Annotated in this window: 18 protein-coding genes and 1 tRNA gene; 8 read left to right on the top strand and 11 right to left on the bottom strand. The window is 45.4% G+C overall.

From position 1 onward, the window contains the following. Positions 1–259: 259 nt before the first annotated feature. Positions 260–1,030 (bottom strand): class I SAM-dependent methyltransferase, encoded by a 771-nt coding sequence (locus BKB51_RS09965; protein WP_085900958.1) that lies wholly within the window; start codon positions 1,028–1,030, stop codon positions 260–262. 184 nt (positions 1,031–1,214) lie between these two features. Between BKB51_RS09965 and gloB the strand changes: the two genes are divergently transcribed. The 3 genes from gloB to BKB51_RS09950 are packed head-to-tail and all read left to right on the top strand — an operon-like array spanning position 1,215 to position 3,087. Further along, positions 1,215–1,979: a hydroxyacylglutathione hydrolase gene (gene gloB, locus BKB51_RS09960; RefSeq protein WP_218044005.1), complete on the top strand. Its 765-nt coding sequence runs from the start codon at positions 1,215–1,217 to the stop codon at positions 1,977–1,979. 57 nt (positions 1,980–2,036) lie between these two features. Continuing rightward, entirely contained in the window at positions 2,037–2,654 is a 618-nt protein-coding gene (locus BKB51_RS09955) for a glutathione S-transferase N-terminal domain-containing protein (RefSeq protein ID WP_085900956.1), read from the top strand. Positions 2,655–2,658: 4 nt separating this feature from the next. Beyond that, positions 2,659–3,087 (top strand): cupin domain-containing protein, encoded by a 429-nt coding sequence (locus tag BKB51_RS09950; RefSeq protein ID WP_085900955.1) that lies wholly within the window; start codon positions 2,659–2,661, stop codon positions 3,085–3,087. 30 nt (positions 3,088–3,117) lie between these two features. On the opposite strand, the gene BKB51_RS09945 is transcribed toward BKB51_RS09950, so the two are convergent. The 5 genes from BKB51_RS09945 to BKB51_RS20745 form a co-directional block, all read right to left on the bottom strand. Further along, entirely contained in the window at positions 3,118–3,801 is a 684-nt protein-coding gene (locus BKB51_RS09945) for an HAD family hydrolase (RefSeq protein ID WP_085900954.1), read from the bottom strand. 183 nt (positions 3,802–3,984) lie between these two features. After that, complete coding sequence (gene phbB, locus BKB51_RS09940) at positions 3,985–4,710, bottom strand: acetoacetyl-CoA reductase (protein WP_085900953.1); 726 nt, start codon at positions 4,708–4,710, stop codon at positions 3,985–3,987. 191 nt (positions 4,711–4,901) lie between these two features. After that, positions 4,902–6,077, bottom strand: a complete 1,176-nt coding sequence (locus tag BKB51_RS09935) for an acetyl-CoA C-acetyltransferase (protein WP_085900952.1) — start codon at positions 6,075–6,077, stop codon at positions 4,902–4,904. Between the two features lie 234 nt (positions 6,078–6,311). Beyond that, positions 6,312–7,391 (bottom strand): alpha/beta fold hydrolase, encoded by a 1,080-nt coding sequence (locus BKB51_RS09930; RefSeq protein ID WP_158090197.1) that lies wholly within the window; start codon positions 7,389–7,391, stop codon positions 6,312–6,314. Then, on the bottom strand, positions 7,369–7,797 hold the full coding sequence (locus BKB51_RS20745; RefSeq protein WP_158090196.1) for a hypothetical protein: 429 nt from the start codon (positions 7,795–7,797) through the stop codon (positions 7,369–7,371). The genes BKB51_RS09930 and BKB51_RS20745 overlap by 23 nt, the downstream gene beginning before the upstream one ends. A 226-nt stretch (positions 7,798–8,023) precedes the next feature. Here BKB51_RS20745 and phaR point away from each other — a divergent pair, with 226 nt between their 5' ends. Further along, a complete protein-coding gene (gene phaR / locus BKB51_RS09925) occupies positions 8,024–8,635 on the top strand; it encodes a polyhydroxyalkanoate synthesis repressor PhaR (RefSeq protein ID WP_085900950.1) in 612 nt (203 codons plus the stop codon). Positions 8,636–8,721: 86 nt separating this feature from the next. Here phaR and BKB51_RS09920 read toward each other — a convergent pair whose 3' ends face one another. Beyond that, positions 8,722–10,443: a putative bifunctional diguanylate cyclase/phosphodiesterase gene (locus BKB51_RS09920; protein WP_085900949.1), complete on the bottom strand. Its 1,722-nt coding sequence runs from the start codon at positions 10,441–10,443 to the stop codon at positions 8,722–8,724. Between the two features lie 494 nt (positions 10,444–10,937). Here BKB51_RS09920 and BKB51_RS09915 point away from each other — a divergent pair, with 494 nt between their 5' ends. Beyond that, on the top strand, positions 10,938–11,336 hold the full coding sequence (locus BKB51_RS09915) for a helix-turn-helix domain-containing protein (protein WP_085900948.1): 399 nt from the start codon (positions 10,938–10,940) through the stop codon (positions 11,334–11,336). 78 nt (positions 11,337–11,414) lie between these two features. Here BKB51_RS09915 and rfbB read toward each other — a convergent pair whose 3' ends face one another. The 3 genes from rfbB to BKB51_RS09900 all read right to left on the bottom strand — a co-directional run bounded on the left by rfbB (position 11,415) and on the right by BKB51_RS09900 (position 13,340). Further along, the gene (gene rfbB / locus BKB51_RS09910) at positions 11,415–12,482 is read right to left on the bottom strand and encodes a dTDP-glucose 4,6-dehydratase (RefSeq protein ID WP_085900947.1); all 1,068 of its coding nucleotides are present in this window, start codon (positions 12,480–12,482) and stop codon (positions 11,415–11,417) included. A gap of 93 nt (positions 12,483–12,575) precedes the next feature. After that, positions 12,576–12,989, bottom strand: coding sequence for a response regulator (locus BKB51_RS09905; RefSeq protein ID WP_085900946.1), 414 nt, complete (start codon positions 12,987–12,989; stop codon positions 12,576–12,578). 274 nt (positions 12,990–13,263) lie between these two features. Beyond that, positions 13,264–13,340: transfer RNA gene (locus tag BKB51_RS09900), tRNA-Arg, on the bottom strand. Between the two features lie 305 nt (positions 13,341–13,645). Here BKB51_RS09900 and BKB51_RS09895 point away from each other — a divergent pair. The 3 genes from BKB51_RS09895 (at position 13,646) to gpt (ending at position 16,420) form a co-directional block, all read left to right on the top strand. Beyond that, positions 13,646–14,809 carry a hypothetical protein gene (locus BKB51_RS09895; RefSeq protein ID WP_085900945.1) on the top strand — a complete coding sequence of 388 codons (1,164 nt, stop codon included), beginning with the start codon at positions 13,646–13,648 and terminating at the stop codon, positions 14,807–14,809. Positions 14,810–15,077: 268 nt separating this feature from the next. Next, positions 15,078–15,833, top strand: a complete 756-nt coding sequence (locus BKB51_RS09890; protein ID WP_158090195.1) for a TSUP family transporter — start codon at positions 15,078–15,080, stop codon at positions 15,831–15,833. A 107-nt stretch (positions 15,834–15,940) separates the two neighbouring features. Next, entirely contained in the window at positions 15,941–16,420 is a 480-nt protein-coding gene (gpt, locus tag BKB51_RS09885) for a xanthine phosphoribosyltransferase (protein WP_085900943.1), read from the top strand. Between the two features lie 38 nt (positions 16,421–16,458). Here the strand turns inward: gpt and panC are convergent, their stop codons facing one another. Further along, positions 16,459–17,316 (bottom strand): pantoate--beta-alanine ligase, encoded by an 858-nt coding sequence (gene panC, locus BKB51_RS09880; protein ID WP_085900942.1) that lies wholly within the window; start codon positions 17,314–17,316, stop codon positions 16,459–16,461. Positions 17,317–17,465 lie beyond the last annotated feature (149 nt).

The following is a 17,465-nucleotide window of genomic DNA, read 5'->3' as shown; positions in this document are numbered from 1 at the left end:
GGCCTGTGATTCTCTGTTCCAGAGAAGAGATAGACATAGCGGGGTTAAAAAGTAAAAGGAAAGATTCAGGTATTTAGCTCTGTTTCACATCTGATTATCACCAAACGTTCGCAAGATCGCAAGAAGCTTCAACGGGTCAGATTTTTTTGATGCGCAAACTTATCCTGAGACATCCTCAACAAAGAAACGAAACAAAGATGTGGCTTGTTCAAAATCGGGTTCAGAACCAGATGTTCCAAGTCAAAGATAAAACTTGAGATCACAAATTTTTTTGTGGCTTTGGTGCTCGTTGAGAATTTGACGTATTTTGAAAAGCCTGAGGGGCGCTGACCAGACTCGGACGGCGAATACTCTGAACCTTTTTTGGTGTCCCCGGAACATATAACTGCTTGCCAGCTTCAACGGTCAAAACTCCCGCAAAGGTCGGGAAAAATCTTTTCCCCATCCTCTCCCAGGCTGGTGCGGATTGTAGAAATGTCAAACGCTGGCTTGGCGGGACATAAAGCGCGCGATTGGTCCGCATCGGCACAAACAATGTGTCGTTCAAAAGCTGTGATATTTGGGATCGGCTAAAGGGATGCCCCCACCCAAACGGTGTTTTATCCACTCGCGCCCAAATACCCCGTCTGTTCGGCGCAACGATTAATAGCCGACCATCACTCGTCAGAACACGCCATATTTCTCTCAGCATATCCCGCAAATATTCACTGCTTTCCAGCCCGTGGACTAACAAGACCCTATCAATTGAATAATCTGGCAAGGGAAGTTTTGTTTCATCCACCAATGATGTTTTTCCTGGTCCACCGCGGGGCCAATGACACACACCTTGCGATGCCGGCATAAAAGCCAACACTCGATCTGCTTCGTCTTCAAATTGTGTGAGATAGGGCGTGGTGTAACCAAGCCCCAGAACAGACTTACCTTTTAGGTTTTTCCAATGCTCGCGAATATTCCCACGTATGACGTGCGCGGCAGTTTCTCCCAATCGGGTGCCGTAGAATCCCTGAAGATCAACAACGTCAGTCCACATTATTTTCCCTGCTTCCCACTTGGTACTTTATGTCGCCAAAAACCGACGATAGAGATCATAACCAAAAATAAAAACGATGGTCGATCTTTAAAACATAGGGCGCTAAGATCACCTTAACAAATGAAAAGCCAAAAACACGTCTAGCCTGTATCCCCCTACAGGCCATAATTGGGAATAATAGATAATGCTTGATGTCAGACAAATCCCCATCCTCAGCGATAATTATAGCTACCTGATCAAAGATACAGAAACCAACGCGGTCGCTGTCATTGACCCCGGTGTTTCAGACCCAATTCTTGAAAAAGCAGATGAATTCGGCTGGCAGATCACAGATATAATCCTGACACACCATCATTATGACCACATTGATGGTTTGACTGACATAAAACAAAAAACCAACGCAAAGGTAACAGGCCCCAAAAGAGATCAACATCGTATAGATGGTATGGATACTGTGGTTGACGGCGGAGATAGCATTGAGTTTGGGTCAAAAACAGCAAAAGTATTTTACGTGCCCGGTCATACCTTGGGAGACATCGCCTATTGGTTTGAGGACGAGGATATCCTGTTCCCCGGTGACAGCTTGTTTTCGTTGGGTTGTGGTCGTTTGTTCGAAGGCACACCGGAAATGATGTGGCAATCCCTACAACAATACCTCTCTCTTCCCGAAAAGACACTTATCTATTCAGCGCATGAATACACACTTTCAAATGCAGAATTCTCGCTTACAATTGATCCTGATAACTCAGATCTCAAAAACAGAGTTGAAAAGATCAAAAGACTGCGGGAAAATAACCAACCGACAGTACCAAGCTTGTTGAGCGAAGAATTAAAAACAAACCCCTTCCTAAGACCCAACGATATCGGAATTAGAAAAAAGTTGAACATGCTTTCCGCGACAGATGCAGATGTGTTCAAGGAAATCCGTAAACGTAAAGACAACTTTTAACGCCCCTCATTTAAAGCGAATCAGGCATTTAGCCCTATCCTAGTATCGGAGCCATCTATGTATTTATGTTTTTCCCCCACCTCTCCCTACGTCCGCAAAGTGCTTATACTTGCCATGGAAAAAGGATTGGAGAGTGAGCTTGATCTCGTTCCCATGGGAACCTTCACAAAAGAATCAGAGATCTGGCAGAAGAACCCATTAGGCAAGGTTCCCGCGCTTGAAACACGTGAAGGAACAGTTCTATGCGATTCACCTCTGATCTGTGAATATCTGGAAAGCCTGAACCAGTCTCCTGCCCTCGTTCCCGCATCGGGTGATGCCCGTTGGAAAAGCCTGAATTTTCATGCTCTTGCAGATGGCATTATGGATGCCAGTCTCTTGAGGACGATGGAGCGCCGTCAACGCCCAAGTGAACATCAGCTTGATTCTGTACACGAAGCACAGAAGTTCAAAATCGACACAACATTGGATGTATTTGAACAAGCCATTATAGACAAAACTCTCGGGGAAAATTTTGGCCTCGCAGAAATCAGCCTCGCCTGTGCTCTGGCTTATCTTGACTTTAGATATGCAGATGAAGACTGGCGCGCAAACCGTCCAAACCTTTCCAACTGGTTCAAAGATGTTTCAGAACGTCCTTCCTTTGTGAAAACATCCCCGCCAGCGGGATCATGAAGATATGGACAGCTATTCTGCACAAGAGATAATCAAACATCTTGACCTTCAGCCTCATCCGGAAGGTGGTTGGTACAAAGAAACCTATCGCCACCAACCTTCTGATGGCAGCCGAGGTAATCAAACTGCAATTTTCTTTTTATTGGAAAAGGGCCAAAGTTCTCATTGGCACAAAGTTGATGCTGTTGAAATGTGGCATTGGTACGCAGGTAGCCCGCTTACCCTTAAGTCACATGACGAGAAAGCTGAAATTACGGTTACTTTAGGGCCTGACGTTATTGCAGGACAAACACCACAGCACATCATCCCCCAAGATCACTGGCAAGCAGCCAGTGCAGAGCAGGGTTGGGTCCTTGTCGGCTGTACCGTCGCCCCAGCTTTTGAATTTGATGGGTTTGAGTTGGCTCCCCCCGATTGGACACCGGGGGAATAGCTCTGATCTAGTTAATCCAAGCACATACTTTTACGCAGCGACATAGTCCTTTAGCATCATTGAAAGCTGGCGCATATCGTCAAAGACGGCATAGGCGCCAGCTTCTATAAGCTTTTGCCCCTGACCTTTTTTGTCCACAATATGCTCTGCACCAACAAAGCCAAGAACAGCAATACCCGCATTCTTGCCGCCAGTAGCACCAGCCACAGTATCTTCGATGATCAAAGCCTGCTCAGGCTTAACCTTCATCATTTCACAAGCCATCAGATGTAAATCGGGTGCAGGCTTGGGATGTTTGACCATAGAAGAACTAAACCGTCTTTCTTTGGGAAAGAAGTCCCCCAGGCCTGTTTTAACGAGTGCACTATCCAACCGATCGGTTCGGCTGTTTGAAGCTACGCAAAAGGGATATTCAAGTGTAGAAAGTGTTTCCTTGATAAAGGGAAGCCTTTCAAGCTCACCTGCCATCTGATCAATCGTGGCACATTCAACAATCTGTGCAAAGTCTTCTGGCAATTTTGCATCTGAAATCTTGTTGAAATGATCCCTGATAGCCTCATCGGTATATCCCGCAAATTGATTGGCGACCTCTTGCGGGTTTAACACAATGTTGTAATCCGCCAGCGTCTGGGACACAATTCGGGCCGCGAGTGCTTCGCTATCAACCAGGACACCATCACAATCGAAAATAATAAGTTCGGGAAAAATCGCCATAGATCTCTTATCGCTTCCAATAAAGTTCTGATATTCCAGAGAATTACCTGTGGTTTATGGCTTAATCAAGACAGATAAAAGAAAACCCCGTTATCTCAGTAGAGGGCTGAGGCAACGGGGCATTAATCATAGCCTAAGTATATCTATCACTTCGTTTCTTTAGGCAATCGCGCTCGATCACGATTAATCCATATACTGGCCGCCATTCACGCTAAGGGTAGATCCAGTCACAAACCCAGATTTTTCAGAGGCCAGAAAGACGACACAATCCGCGACCTCTTCCGGCTCTCCCAAACGTCCAACAGGTATCTGAGAAATAATCTTGCTATTGAGAATTTCCTCGGGAACAGCACGCACCATTTCAGTGCCGATATATCCCGGCGCCACAACATTTGCTGTGATCCCCTTACTCGCATTCTCTTGAGCCACAGACTTGGTAAATCCAATGACACCAGCTTTTGCCGCAGCGTAGTTCGCCTGACCAAACTGTCCCTTTTGCCCATTAATCGATGAAATACTGATCACGCGTCCATATTTACGCTCACGCATGCCATCAATAACGCCCCGCGTCATATTGAACAGCGAAGTAAGATTGGTATCTATCACGGCCTGCCACTTGGCCTGATCCATTTTATGCAAAGTTGTATCCCGTGTAATACCCGCATTGTTCACGAGAACGTCTATTGCACCCAATTCTTTCTCTACTTGGGCAATGCCTTCCTGACAGGCGTCAAAATCGCCGACATCCCATTTAAAAACCGCAATTTTATTTTCATCCCGGAACTTCTGCGCAGCTTCGTCATTTCCAGCATAACTGGCTGCAACACTGTACCCAGCCTCTTTCAAGGCAATCGAAATGGCCGCACCAATTCCTCTGGTACCTCCGGTCACAAGAGCAACACGAGACATTTTATTTCCCTTCGTTATTTGCTGCCTCAGGGCATAGCCCTAACTTTCTGTAACTTAACCCAGGATTTTTTGATAAAATCGAGAGGCATCTACAAAAAAAGGCCGCCCCAAAAACAAAGGCAGCCCATCCACAAAGAGTTGCTGCCGATGATATTTTTGTTTTTGCTTCATCGACAGTCTCCCTGATTTCCTTAATCGCGCTCGACACAGAGAGCAATTCCCTGTCCGCCGCCGATACAAAGGGTTGCAAGCCCTTTTTTAACATCACGTCGCTGCATTTCATGAAGCAACGTTACCAGAACACGTGCTCCAGAAGCCCCAATTGGATGCCCCAAGGCAATTGCGCCACCGTTTACATTCACAATATCTTCATTCCAACCAAGTTCCCGGTTAACGGCAATAGCTTGTGCAGCAAACGCTTCATTGGCTTCGACCAACTCTACATCATCAATCGACCATCCTGCTTTTTCTAATGCCTTGCGGCTGGCCGGAATAGGGCCAGTCCCCATAATGGCGGGGTCCACACCAGCCGTCGCCCAGGACACAATTTTCGCCAATGGCTTGATACCATCGGCTTGTGCCTTGCTTTCAGACATCATCACAACCGCCGCCGCACCATCATTGATACCAGATGCATTACCTGCGGTGACCGTACCTTCACGATCAAAAGCAGCTCTTAGTTTGGCCAAGCCTTCGGCTGTAGTATCCGGTTTTGGATGCTCGTCAGCCGCAACAACAACTTCGCTACGACGCGTTTTCACTGTAACGGGAACAATCTCATCTTTGAAATATCCAGCTTCCTGAGCAATCGCGGTTTTTTGCTGAGACCCTGCAGCAAAAGCATCCTGATCTTCGCGGGATATATTAAACTTCGTGGCAATATTTTCCGCTGTTTTTCCCATGTGATAATCATTCATTGCACACCACAACCCGTCCTTGATCATAGTATCAACAAGTTTGACATCACCCATTTTGGTCCCCGTGCGCATATGGGAAACATGCGGGGCCAAGCTCATATTCTCCTGACCACCAGCAACAACAACCTCTGCATCACCCAAAGCAATGGATTGATACCCCAAAGCCACAGTCCGCAAACCCGACCCACAAATCTGATTGATAAGATAGGCAGTCTTTTCGTTTGGAATACCAGCGCCCAAAGCAGCTTGGCGGGCCGGGTTTTGCCCGTCGCCTGCAGTCAAAATTTGCCCCAATATCACTTCATCAACGTCTTCAGGCGAAACACCTGCACGTGCAAGAGCTTCGCGAATAGCTACCGTTCCAAGTTCCGCAGCCGGAACCGTGGAAAGCCCGCCCCCGAAAGCGCCAACCGGGGTTCTTGCGGCCCCAACAATAACAACACCAGACATTACAGATACCTTTCAGAAAAGCTGTATCTCAAACATTATGATCAAATAAAACCAGAAGCTCGTTTTGTCAGAGCACCTAGCTCGCACTACCCTATTCACCCATCAGCGCATGCTGCACTGCAAAATTATTACACAAACCATAACGAGGCTAGCTATGAAAAATCAAGAGATTATTACACTAACATGACATAAAAATTTATTTATATGCATAAATATTGAAATTATATTGCATTTTTATGCTATTATTTGTTTCATCCAGCCAGACACTGGAATCCATGATTTTAATTGTGCGCCGCGACTAACCATCATACCAATGTGCCCCAAAGAGGTAGAAAGAACGGTGCTATTCGCGATTAATTCCGCCGCAGCAAGAGACGAAGCTTTTGGGACAATACGATCATTATCAGACACAACAGATAGTGTTGGCAATTGTACTCTGTCTAGGGTAATCGCCTCACCTGCAATAGACCAGAGACCTTTTTCAGTTAAATTTTCTCCATACCATCCCTGAAGGCAATCTTTGGCAACTTTCTGTGTAAGAGGCACACCATCGTTCAGCCAATCTTCCAAAGATATAAAGGTTCTGGCTTGCTCTGTGTTATCATCAAGCGACCTGAAACCCGAAAACTTTCGCAAAGACAATGTAGGGTCTAGCGAGGCAAACAAACCTTGTAGTACTTCACTCGGCAGATGTCCGATAGCCTGAACCGAGGGCAAAATACATTGAAGCCACGCCCCCTGCTGAACAGCTCTTTCGTCTTCACCTTCGTGAAAATCCCATGGACTGGCAATCAAGACCAACGAGCGGATCATCGACTGGCTTAAAACAGTCAGAGCCGTCGCTAAGGTCCCCCCCATACAATAGCCAACAACTATTGGTTTTTGATCTGATTGTACTGCAATCTTTTTTAAAGCAGGCTGTAAGTATTGAATAATATACTCTTCAAGCCCGAAATCATTTTCTGCCACACCGGGTTGCCCCCAGTCCATAACATACGGTGCCCATCCTTCCTTGGTTAGCCATCTGAGAAAGCTGTTCTCTCGCATTAAATCGAGAATGTAATAGCGATTAACCAGAGAAGGAATAATAAAGAGAGGGTATCCTCCCTTTCCTTCCGAATAATCCAAAAGAGAAGCGGAACCTTTCGACCAAACAACAGGCATTTCATTTCGCGTATTTACAAAATCAGAATCCTGATATTTTTTGATGCCTTCTTGATAGAAAGAAAATCGGCGCGCAATGGCACGATCTATCGCCTGTGGAAATTCCAACGGATCTGATCCTGCGATCTTATCCGCGATTTGTGCCTTCATCGTTTCCGGAATCTTTGGAACCAGCTTCGAACTCGGCAATTTGTCTTGTAAGATCCCTAAGCCGAGTTTTGAGCTCTGCAATGTCATCAGGGCAGACATCGTGTGCATTGGCAACGGAATCGGACTTGTCTTGCGATTGGTTCCCACCAGCTTCAGTCCCTTTTTCTTGCCCCAGACCTTGTTTCAACATCATTTGGAAAGGATTAGTCCCCTCCGTTGCACCTGGACGATAAGTATTATGGTAGAAAGCTTCCCACTGTCTGTACAGATCAATTATGCTCGGATCCAGATCGGCCGACAAATTTTCCATCAAATGCCATGGCGTAAGCTGTAGCCTGGAAAGATGGGTAATCCATAAATCCAAATACTCATCAGCAAGCAGATCAATGTCTTTTTCTCTGTCCAAGAAGCCCTCTCTCACATAATATACGCATTCGTATTGCGTTGGCTAAAAGCTATATTCGCACAAGCAATGAGAAAAATAGACAAAAAATTCTCTTTTTTTAAGGCTTTTACGCCCTATTCATTGACAGAGACCATCGCAGCGCAGCAATATTTAATAAGCAGTGCACAAACAGCAATGAGCCAGCACTAGAAACTGGCGGATATAATAAGCATTGGAGGCGAGGATCTTGGCGACCTCAAAATCAGGGAATACCGACGACGCAATCGTCATAAAAAAATATGCAAACAGACGTCTGTACAACACAGCAACAAGCAGTTACGTCACTCTTGATCACTTGTGTCAGATGGTCAAAGACGATGTCGAGTTTGTTGTCTATGATGCAAAATCTGGAAATGACATTACACGATCAGTCTTAACCCAGATCATTGTAGAAGAAGAAGCCAAAGGGCAAAATCTACTGCCCATTTCCTTCTTGCGTCAGCTGATCAGCCTTTATGGCGATTCTATGCAGTGGGTTGTTCCTAAATATCTGGAACACATGATGGAAGGCTTTTCAGAAAATCAGGATAAAATGCGCCAGTCTATGCAAGAGACCTTTGGCGGCATTTTTCCCTTTGGCAATCTGGATGAGATGAACAAACAAAACATGGCCCTTTTTGAAAATGCCATGCAAATGTTAACACCCTTCCAAGGTGCCAAGCCGTCTTCGACAGAAACCGCAGAAGAGCCGGTTGAAAAACAGGCCGCGCCTCAGGCTGATAACGGCGGGTTCGACAATCTGAAAACACAGGTTGAACAGCTGCAAAAGCAACTTGATGCCCTCAGCAAAAAGAAATAACGGATAGAAGAACGATCGATAAACCAGATCAAAAAGGGCTTCCGAATATCATCGGAGCCCTTTTATTTTTGCTAAGCACGCGGACGTTAACCAGGAAAAACGATTGGCTTCTTCGAAGCTGTATTCTCAACAAGCCAGCCAGGATTGATTTCCGGTTTTCCGAAATAAAATCCCTGAAGCAAATCAATGCCCTCGCGGGAAAGAAATGCTGCTTCTTCCGCAGTTTCAACGAACTCGGCAATTGTTGTATGGTTCAGCGCTTTTGCCAAGCCAAGCAGATTTCGAACAAAGATCTGGTTCTCTTCATTATCCAGAATACCGGCTATAAAAGAGCCATCAATTTTGATGATATCTACCGTTAGAGTCTTCAGGTGCCTGAATGTCGTATATCCCGCCCCAAAATCATCAATCGCGACCTTGCATCCTAACTGCCGAACAGCAGAAACAAAGCGTGCCGATTCTTCCAAATCATGAAGCGCTGCTGTTTCCGTGATCTCTACAATCAGGCGCTTGGCAATATCTGGCCGCGACTTCACACGCGAAGACAAGGCTCTTAACCAGCTACGATCTGATGCCGTTAAGCCTGATATATTCAAAGACATCGTAATATTCGGATAACGCGCAAGATCCTCCAAAGCGAGTTCCAACACCCTGCGATCAATAACCCGCATCATACCCAGTTGTTCAACAACCGGAATGAACCTGCCCGCTGGTACAACTTTGCCATCGCGATCAAACATACGTAAAAGAGCTTCGACCAAAACCAGTTCGTGGCTTTCAGAATCCACAATCGGTTGATAAGCCAAAGCAATACGGTCTTCTTTCAGAGCAAGCTTCACTTCCTCACCAATAATCATACTGGTTCGGTAATTCTCGCATTGTTCCGTTGTCAATTTGTAGGGCTTAACACAGTCTCGTCCGTTTGATTTTGCATCCAGCAAAGCACTCTCTGCCTTGGCAAAAGCATCAAAGCTTGTTTTCGTTTGCTCCGGAAAGTCGACAAAGCCAACCGAGACAGTCACATAGATACGTTCGTTATTGATTTCAAAAGGCGTCTCACGAACCGTTTGCAAGATCCGGTCTGCAATAGCATCCGCTTCTTCATGAGAAGCAACACTCATAATCACACCGAATCGATCACCGCCGAGACGGCCAACAATATCTGCACCGCGGATGCTTTTATCCAGTCGTTCGCCAACTTCAACCAGGACAGCATCACCAGCTTCAAAGCCATAGGCTGTATTAATCATCCCAAGGTGATCAACACCAACGGCCAAAAATGCCCCGACATTGCTATAACGAATAGCCTGTTCCAACGAGAAATCGAGAGACTCCCGCAATCTCAGCTTATTAAAATGTCCAGAAAGCTCATCATAACTCGCCAGATATTCAAGCCGTGCTTCTGCCTGTTTCTTCACCGTTACAGGACGCAACACGCCTGTAAGTCGCGTAGGTGCTCCCGTGGTGGAAACATCAACAGCCCCACGGTCATGAACCCATTGGAAATTACCGGCCCCGTCACGGATGCGATATTCACAATCGTAATAGGCTTCACCAGCAAAGTGATCCGTCAAGTTCCGCATCCTTGCGGGAAGGTCTTCTGGATTAATACGGTTATGGTAGGTCTCGCCGGTAGCTGGAATCAAATTGTCTTCCAGACCAAAAAGTGACGCTGCTCTGCCCAACCACAACAGGCTATCTGTTGCCAAGTCCCATTCGTACATGACATCGCCAGATGACTCCAATGCGGTCGTCATCTGATCCAGAAGAGAAAGATCTATATTATTATCACGAGCGGACCGGAGCACGGTCTGTCTACTCCTACCTGAAGATTGACAACTATAAATACCCGTACGACACACTGATATTCACGTTAAATTTCATTAAATAATAGCGATTGAGTCATTAACGAATACTGAATCTTACTCAGAATTAATCGCAGAAAAACAAACTATTGTTTTTGTATATTGGCTTTTTGCAACTGAGTTGCAAGAAACTTATTTTTTCTTTGGGAACAAACCCTTAGAAAACCAAATATAATACATAGCAAGTAAACAAATTACGCTAAACGGTTCGTAAAATAAGTAAAGACAATAAAAACCAACATACTTAATATCAAAAACAAATCAGCTCATTAATATTAGTTAACGATAAGTTAATACACACCCAAAATAAGTATAAAATATTATTTTTTAAATATTTTATACAGCATCTATTGAAATCTATTCTCAAAAGGTCTATTTCACACTAAAAATAATGTAAACACCTGCTATGTAAGCATTGGTTTAAGTGAGTAAGTTTAGTGACTAGTGTAAAAAAAAATTCGTCTAACACACATCGTATTGAAAACCATGTAGGGCAAAAAATACGCGAACGCAGAACCATGTTGGGTCTGACTCAGCAGCAGCTGGCAGATTTAATCGGGGTTACATATCAACAGGCCCATAAATATGAACGCGGTATAAACCGGGTCTCTGCAGGACGCCTGTTCGAGATTTCTCAGGTACTTGGTGTTGAAGTAAGTTTTTTTTACGAAGGACTGGATAACAATCAAGATGCTGTTAGCGAACGACAGCGCATGTGCCTGGACCTGGCCCGGAACTTCACTAATATTAAGAATGAAAAACATCAGGACGCTTTAAGCATGCTGTGCAGAGTCTTGTCAGAGCAAGCACTGTCATCGGACCCCGAAGCAGCTTAAAACATCAAATATACCAGCTTCTAAAACGGTAATGACAGATATTTATCTCATCTTAAATTTATCTGATCATTACCGGCTTCACTTTTGAATAACGCCCAGTCTTTCCTGACTATATGTTTCAGTCTGAATCCGGCGCCACCAGAATTGGTTTTCAACATACCAATCAACGGTATCAACCAAGCCCTGGTCGAAAGCGACCTTGGGAAGCCAACCCGTTTTTGCATTAAATTTAGAAGCATCAAGAGCATAACGCTGATCGTGTCCGGGGCGATCTTCAACACTTTTAATCAAACCGGAAAAGGGCGCACGATCTGAATAAATCTGGTCCATGCGATCGCAAATCCCCGCGACCACAGACCGATTTGATTGCTCTTCTCCTGATCCGATTAAATATGTTTCGCCAACATCACCTTTCTCCAAGGCCAGAAGCAAAGCTTCAACATGATCGGCAACATGTATCCACTCTCGAATCTGACTCCCGTCACCATAAAGAGGTAATGCTTTGCCATCGATCGCATTGGCAACCATCAAGGGAATCAATTTCTCCGGAAATTGCCATGGCCCATAGTTATTGCCACAGTTTGTCGTAATTGTTGGCAATCCATAGGTATGCCACCACGCTTTCGCCAAGTGATCTGATGCCGCTTTAGATGCTGAATAAGGTGACCTAGGATCATACGAGCTTTTTTCACTAAAAAAGCCATTCTCGCCAAGCGATCCATAAACTTCATCAGTTGAAATATGGAGAAAGCGAAACTGGTTCGGCTTTTCTTTTTCACGCCAAAAATTCAACGCTGTGTGTAAAAGGTTGAATGTTCCGACGATATTGCTCTGTACAAAATCACCCGGGCCATCAATTGACCGATCCACATGACTTTCTGCAGCTGCGTGAATCACAATATCCGGTTGAGCCTCATTGTATGCATCCTTAACGGCTTCGCTATTTTCAAGGGCAACCTTCTTTAAAGAAAAACAGTCTTGAAAGCTTTCCAACCTGCAGAGATCAGCTGCGTAGGTCAACTTATCCAAAACAACAATTTTTTCGACATTTAAATAACTTAGCTGACGAACGATCTCTGCGCCTATGAATCCGGCACCACCGGTCACAAGAATCCGCTTATCTTTCCAATACTGCTCTGCACTCATTGAGTGGCCTCAAGTAAAATAGGATTTGTGAGAAACAAGAAGAACAAAAAATAAAACACGCCATCAGCTTATACGAACAAGCGGTTGAAGCTATTACCCTATTTCTAAAAATTCTTCATCGTCGGAATCATCAGCAACAGACATGGACGAAATATCTACAATCCGGCATAGCCGTCGGTGAAGGATTTCAATTGAGACAGGTTTCGCCAGAACATCACTAACGCCAGATTGAATTGCCTCCATCACGCGTTCATATTCAGTATGCCCTGTTAAAAGGATAATAGGTACACGACTAAAAAAGCCGCCCTCTTTCCTAAGATCACGGGTAAATTCCAAGCCATTCACAGGCTCCATTTCCCAGTCCGTGATTATAATATCCGGTTTCTTAAATTTTAATTCTGCCCTGGCGGCCTCTACATCACGAATATATTGGACATTAAAGATCCCCATCGCGTTGAAAATCGTCTTCACAATGCGCAGCATATGCACACTGTCATCGATAACCATTACATTCAAACCCGACAGGTCGTAAGCGGACAAATTAACCTCGCAAGCTTCTTCAAAACTGTCTTATTACGAAACTATAGCAGAAATATCTGCCTTATAGTGTGATGCAAGACTTATAGCCCGAAGCTGGGCATAAAAAAAAGCCGCGATATGAATCGCAAACAAAAATTTTCGTTTTGATCAGATACAACAGTCAATTTACAATGAGCGAGGAGAAAAAAGCACAAGTAGCAGATACGAAAAAAGCCCGGCTTTAGGCCGAGCTTCATCAGAATGGCGCACCCGTCAGGACTCGAACCTGAAACCTCTTGATTCGTAGTCAAGTGCTCTATCCAATTGAGCTACGGGTGCGTTTCAAAGCGTTTCCAGAGTAGATCCCTGAAAACGAGGCGGAACTTACTCCTGCTTCTGTGAGGACGCAAGCCCTAAATCGCAGATTCGTATTTTTTTTTAATCTCATGCCTAACTATCAATTACTTGGTGGGAAAACTCTTGTCCCTGAGACTCCCTTCAAGTAGTATCTGGCCTAAGTATTTTGGGGGGTTGGTCAACTCGTGTATCTTTTCGGGCGTTTTTCCCGTATCAATTATAGTAATAATACTAGATTTGAGAGAAGATATATTTGGCTGATCACAATCAACAGTGCGGACTTGTCAATGGGATCCATTAAATCCTCTGTTTTGCGTAATACCGTTACAGCCTTGGCTGCGGTGATGTTATTAAATGGTTGTTCTTTCACCGAAGAAGCCTTGTGGCCTTCTATTGTCGGGGAAGAAACTGCGGAAGAAGCAACGACGAATGCTGCAGAGGCACCTGTCGTTCCTGATACAGTTGTAACCGATAACATCTCTGGCTTGCCCTTATTAGGCTCAACCATTTTTGAATCTCCTGGTGTTACTCCAGGTCAACCAACAGGAACGCATGTTGGTAAAAAGGTTGAAGAGCTGCGCGGTGATCTTTCGAGACTTCAGGCTCGCTTGATACATCATAATAATAACTTGCAGACACAGCGTAACAACGCGCGCAGCAGTGCCGGAACTTATCATTCCATTATTGCCGCAATGAATACACGTCTTCAGGTTGGCACCACGCCGGGTAACCCGCAGATGGTGAACGGCTGGAATAAAGCCCAGCAAGAACTCGAAGCCGTTGGTGCAAGTATCACCAACTTGAACAGCCTTTCAAACGAGGCCGGATCGACTTCCGCGCTTGCAGCGTTTGTTCTGGATTCAGCGAAATCTACCTACGAACTGCGTGGCGCTTTGGACGAAGATCACAGACAGCTTGCTGTTCTGGAAGATGAAGCCAATCAAACCGTTGTTATTCTCGATCGCCTTATGAACGAGCTAACCGAAGATATTGCACGTACGCAGAACTACTTCTCTGCTGAACGTACAAATCTGACTGCTCTTCAAGTCGCAGTTGATAACGGTGAATTCATCGGTGGTAATCTTGGCAGCAGAACATTTGGCCTTCCTGTTCCTCCTCCACCAGGTGGATCAGCTGGCCTTGTTGGTCGCCAACCACCTTTGGCGATCATTCGTTTTGATCAACCAAATGTAAATTATGAACAGGCACTTTTCACTGCCGTAAGCCGCGCACTGGACCGTCGCCCAAGTTCAGCTTTTGACTTGGTAACGGTTGCACCGGCTCGTGGGAACTCAGCTCAAGTTGCATTGGCAACAAGCAAATCTCGCAAATACGGTGAAGATGTTATGCGCTCTTTGACGAAGCTTGGCTTGCCTGCTTCTCACGTATCGCTTTCATCAACCAGTAACCCGGGTGCCCAGGTTCCAGAGGTTCATGTTTACCTTCGGTAACAGAATCTAATAATTATAAAAAAGCGGTATCATTATTTGATGCCGCTTTTTTTTGTGGCTAGATACTCGCATCCCAAAGTTACTGGCACCAAAAAAAACATAAGTTTATGAGAAATCTGCCTCCTCCTTTTTGCCTACTATCGGAACGATACAAACTTCCGCAATGCCTCTTCCCTCTAAAGACTATTGACCAGCCTGAAAAAATACGACAGAGCATGCCCACGATATACCCCTGATTAATTATTCATTTAGCAGCTTGGATTCTACCTTGTCTCCAGATCTATTACCCTTTGTCGCCCTTATCCTGTTTATATCCAGTTTGATACAAGGGGCTGTGGGATTTGCTTTTGGGCTGATTGCCCTAACTTTCCTGACCTTGCTCGGTATTGAACTGACAATAATTGTACCACTGCTTTTAACTGCCGGACTCGCACAGCTTCTTGTTGGCGTATACAAGTTGCATGATCACATCCAGTACGAACCTCTCATAAAAGGGTCAATTATCAGGTATATCACCCTTCCATTGGGTATTCTCTCTCTTGGTTATATCACGACGACTATCGACAAAGCCCAGATAGAACAGCTGGTCGGTATTCTGATTCTCGGAATTGTAGGCCTTCAGCTCCTCGTCAGGCCAACTCCAAAAGAAAAGCTCCATCCTGTTTGGACCTTTCTTGCGTTTGGCGCCAGTGGCTATACCGCAGGCCTCATTGCTGTAGGTGGTCCTCCAATTGTTTTATGGGTCATGGCCCATAAATGGACCAATGGACAAATAAGAAGCTTTCTTTTTGCCAGCTTTCTCGCATCCGCCCCAATAAATGCAGTCCTACTCTACTTCGTGCTTGGTGACAGCGTCTTTTCCCCTATGTTTTACGGCCTAGCTTTCTCTCCCTTGATCGCGCTGGGCTCTCATTTAGGCGTCAAACTGGGCCATGCTTTTTCCCCGGAAAAACTGCGGACAATTGCCTTTTCAATCCTTGCCATAAGCTCTCTTTCATCCATTGCAGCACCTCTGTTACACTAATTTTCTAGCATTGCAGCCTGGGTAGACGAGGTTTGCCCTTCTAAAGGTTGAGATTTTTCGCCAGTTCTGCTTTATTCCGGCATCATTTGAAATTGGAGTCGAAAACCGTGTCCGAACAACCAAAAACTTTTCCCGTATCTTGGGAGCAATTACACCGTGATGCCAAAGCCTTGTCATGGCGTCTGATGAACGAAGGACCTTTTGAAGGCATTCTTGCTGTTACCCGTGGCGGGCTGGTTCCTGCGGCTATTATCGCACGCGAACTGGATATTCGTCTTATCGACACCGTTTGTATCGTAAGCTATTCCAGCGACAACAAACAGGGAGAGCTTAAAGTTCTGAAAGACTCGCCAAAAGAAAGCAAAGGCTGGTTGATTGTTGATGACTTGGTGGACACAGGGAAAACGGCTCGCGCCGTGCGGGAGATGATGCCAGATGCTCACTTCGCGACCCTCTACGCCAAACCTGCCGGTCGTGATATCGTTGATAGCTTCATTACAGAAGTCAGCCAAGATACCTGGATTTACTTTCCTTGGGACCTTGCCCTACAGACTGTTCCACCACTGGTTCAGGGTAAATACGACTAAATTTCAGCGTAGATTCCTGGGTGGTAAAATATTCGGCTCTACCGGCTGATTGGATAGTTATCAATCAGCCGGGTATTGCCAAGCCAGGCAGCGACAAAAACACGTCCGCCCAAAAGATTATCCCTATCGGTAACATCACCCAAAAGCTCAAGATCCTCTTCTGATCTGATCTCGAGATAATCGATTCGATCAAATCCGCTATCCAGAATAACCTTTCGCCCCCACTCCAGGACATGGTCAACGGCTTCGCCCTGACGAATCAAATCCGCTATGGTGCTCTCTACTTTATATAGGGTTGGTGCAATAATGCGCTGTTCTTCTGATAATCTGCGATTCCGGGAAGACAGGGCCAGATTATCGTCTTCACGCACTGTCGGTACACCGATCACATCAACGTTCAAGTCGAGATCACTGGCGACACGTTGAATCAATAGATACTGCTGAAAATCCTTTTGCCCAAAATAGGCCCGATCAGGCGATGTCTGAATAAGCAGCTTTGAGACAACTGTTGTAACCCCGTCCATATGGCCGGGACGCGTTGCTCCACAAAGGCAGTCCTGCATGCTGCCAACTGCAACTGTCGTGCTGTAACCTTTGGGGTAAATTTCATCAACCTGCGGCAAGTAGACCAAGTCTACACCCGCATCTTCAAGCTTTTTAAGATCAGCATCAGTATCCACAGGATAGGTATCCAGATCCGCCTTATTATCAAACTGTCTTGGATTAATAAAAATCGTAGCGATAACGCGATCATTATCCGTTTTTGCAGCATCAACGAGAGAGAGGTGCCCCTCATGCAGTGCCCCCATGGTCATCACCACGCCAATTTCCTGTTTATCAGTCTTCCAGCCAGAAACCAGAGCGCGAAGATCCCGTTTGGACTTTACAATACGCATTACTCTTCCCATTAAACCCTGATAAGGGGGCATTACCTTAAAACGAAATACTTGCGCGACCTTATAAACAAACGTCAATCGCGACACAAACAGCTTTGCCGTAAATCCTAACAAAGCACTTATTGCACCGCAACAATTCCACCTATTCC

Origin of the sequence: Kiloniella majae (assembly GCF_002118315.1) — a bacterium.
Taxonomy (GTDB): Bacteria; Pseudomonadota; Alphaproteobacteria; order Kiloniellales; family Kiloniellaceae; genus Kiloniella; species Kiloniella majae.
The sequence above is the reverse complement of the archived record's forward strand: the minus strand, read 5'-3'. Positions and strand labels throughout refer to the sequence as shown.

What these genes read in the sequence shown, in the direction of transcription:
- BKB51_RS09945 (WP_085900954.1), bottom strand. Translation starts at nt 3,801, where the DNA reads ATGGCGATTTTTCCCGAACTTATTATTTTCGATTGTGATGGTGTCCTG.
- rfbB (WP_085900947.1), bottom strand. Translation starts at nt 12,482, where the DNA reads ATGAGTGCAGAGCAGTATTGGAAAGATAAGCGGATTCTTGTGACCGGT.
- BKB51_RS09905 (WP_085900946.1), bottom strand. Translation starts at nt 12,989, where the DNA reads ATGGTTATCGATGACAGTGTGCATATGCTGCGCATTGTGAAGACGATT.
- BKB51_RS09965 (WP_085900958.1), bottom strand. Translation starts at nt 1,030, where the DNA reads ATGTGGACTGACGTTGTTGATCTTCAGGGATTCTACGGCACCCGATTG.
- BKB51_RS09935 (WP_085900952.1), bottom strand. Translation starts at nt 6,077, where the DNA reads ATGTCTGGTGTTGTTATTGTTGGGGCCGCAAGAACCCCGGTTGGCGCT.
- phbB (WP_085900953.1), bottom strand. Translation starts at nt 4,710, where the DNA reads ATGTCTCGTGTTGCTCTTGTGACCGGAGGTACCAGAGGAATTGGTGCG.
- panC (WP_085900942.1), bottom strand. Translation starts at nt 17,316, where the DNA reads ATGCGTATTGTAAAGTCCAAACGGGATCTTCGCGCTCTGGTTTCTGGC.
- BKB51_RS09955 (WP_085900956.1), top strand. Translation starts at nt 2,037, where the DNA reads ATGTATTTATGTTTTTCCCCCACCTCTCCCTACGTCCGCAAAGTGCTT.
- BKB51_RS09895 (WP_085900945.1), top strand. Translation starts at nt 13,646, where the DNA reads ATGGGATCCATTAAATCCTCTGTTTTGCGTAATACCGTTACAGCCTTG.
- gloB (WP_218044005.1), top strand. Translation starts at nt 1,215, where the DNA reads ATGCTTGATGTCAGACAAATCCCCATCCTCAGCGATAATTATAGCTAC.
- BKB51_RS09930 (WP_158090197.1), bottom strand. Translation starts at nt 7,391, where the DNA reads ATGAAGGCACAAATCGCGGATAAGATCGCAGGATCAGATCCGTTGGAA.
- BKB51_RS09950 (WP_085900955.1), top strand. Translation starts at nt 2,659, where the DNA reads ATGGACAGCTATTCTGCACAAGAGATAATCAAACATCTTGACCTTCAG.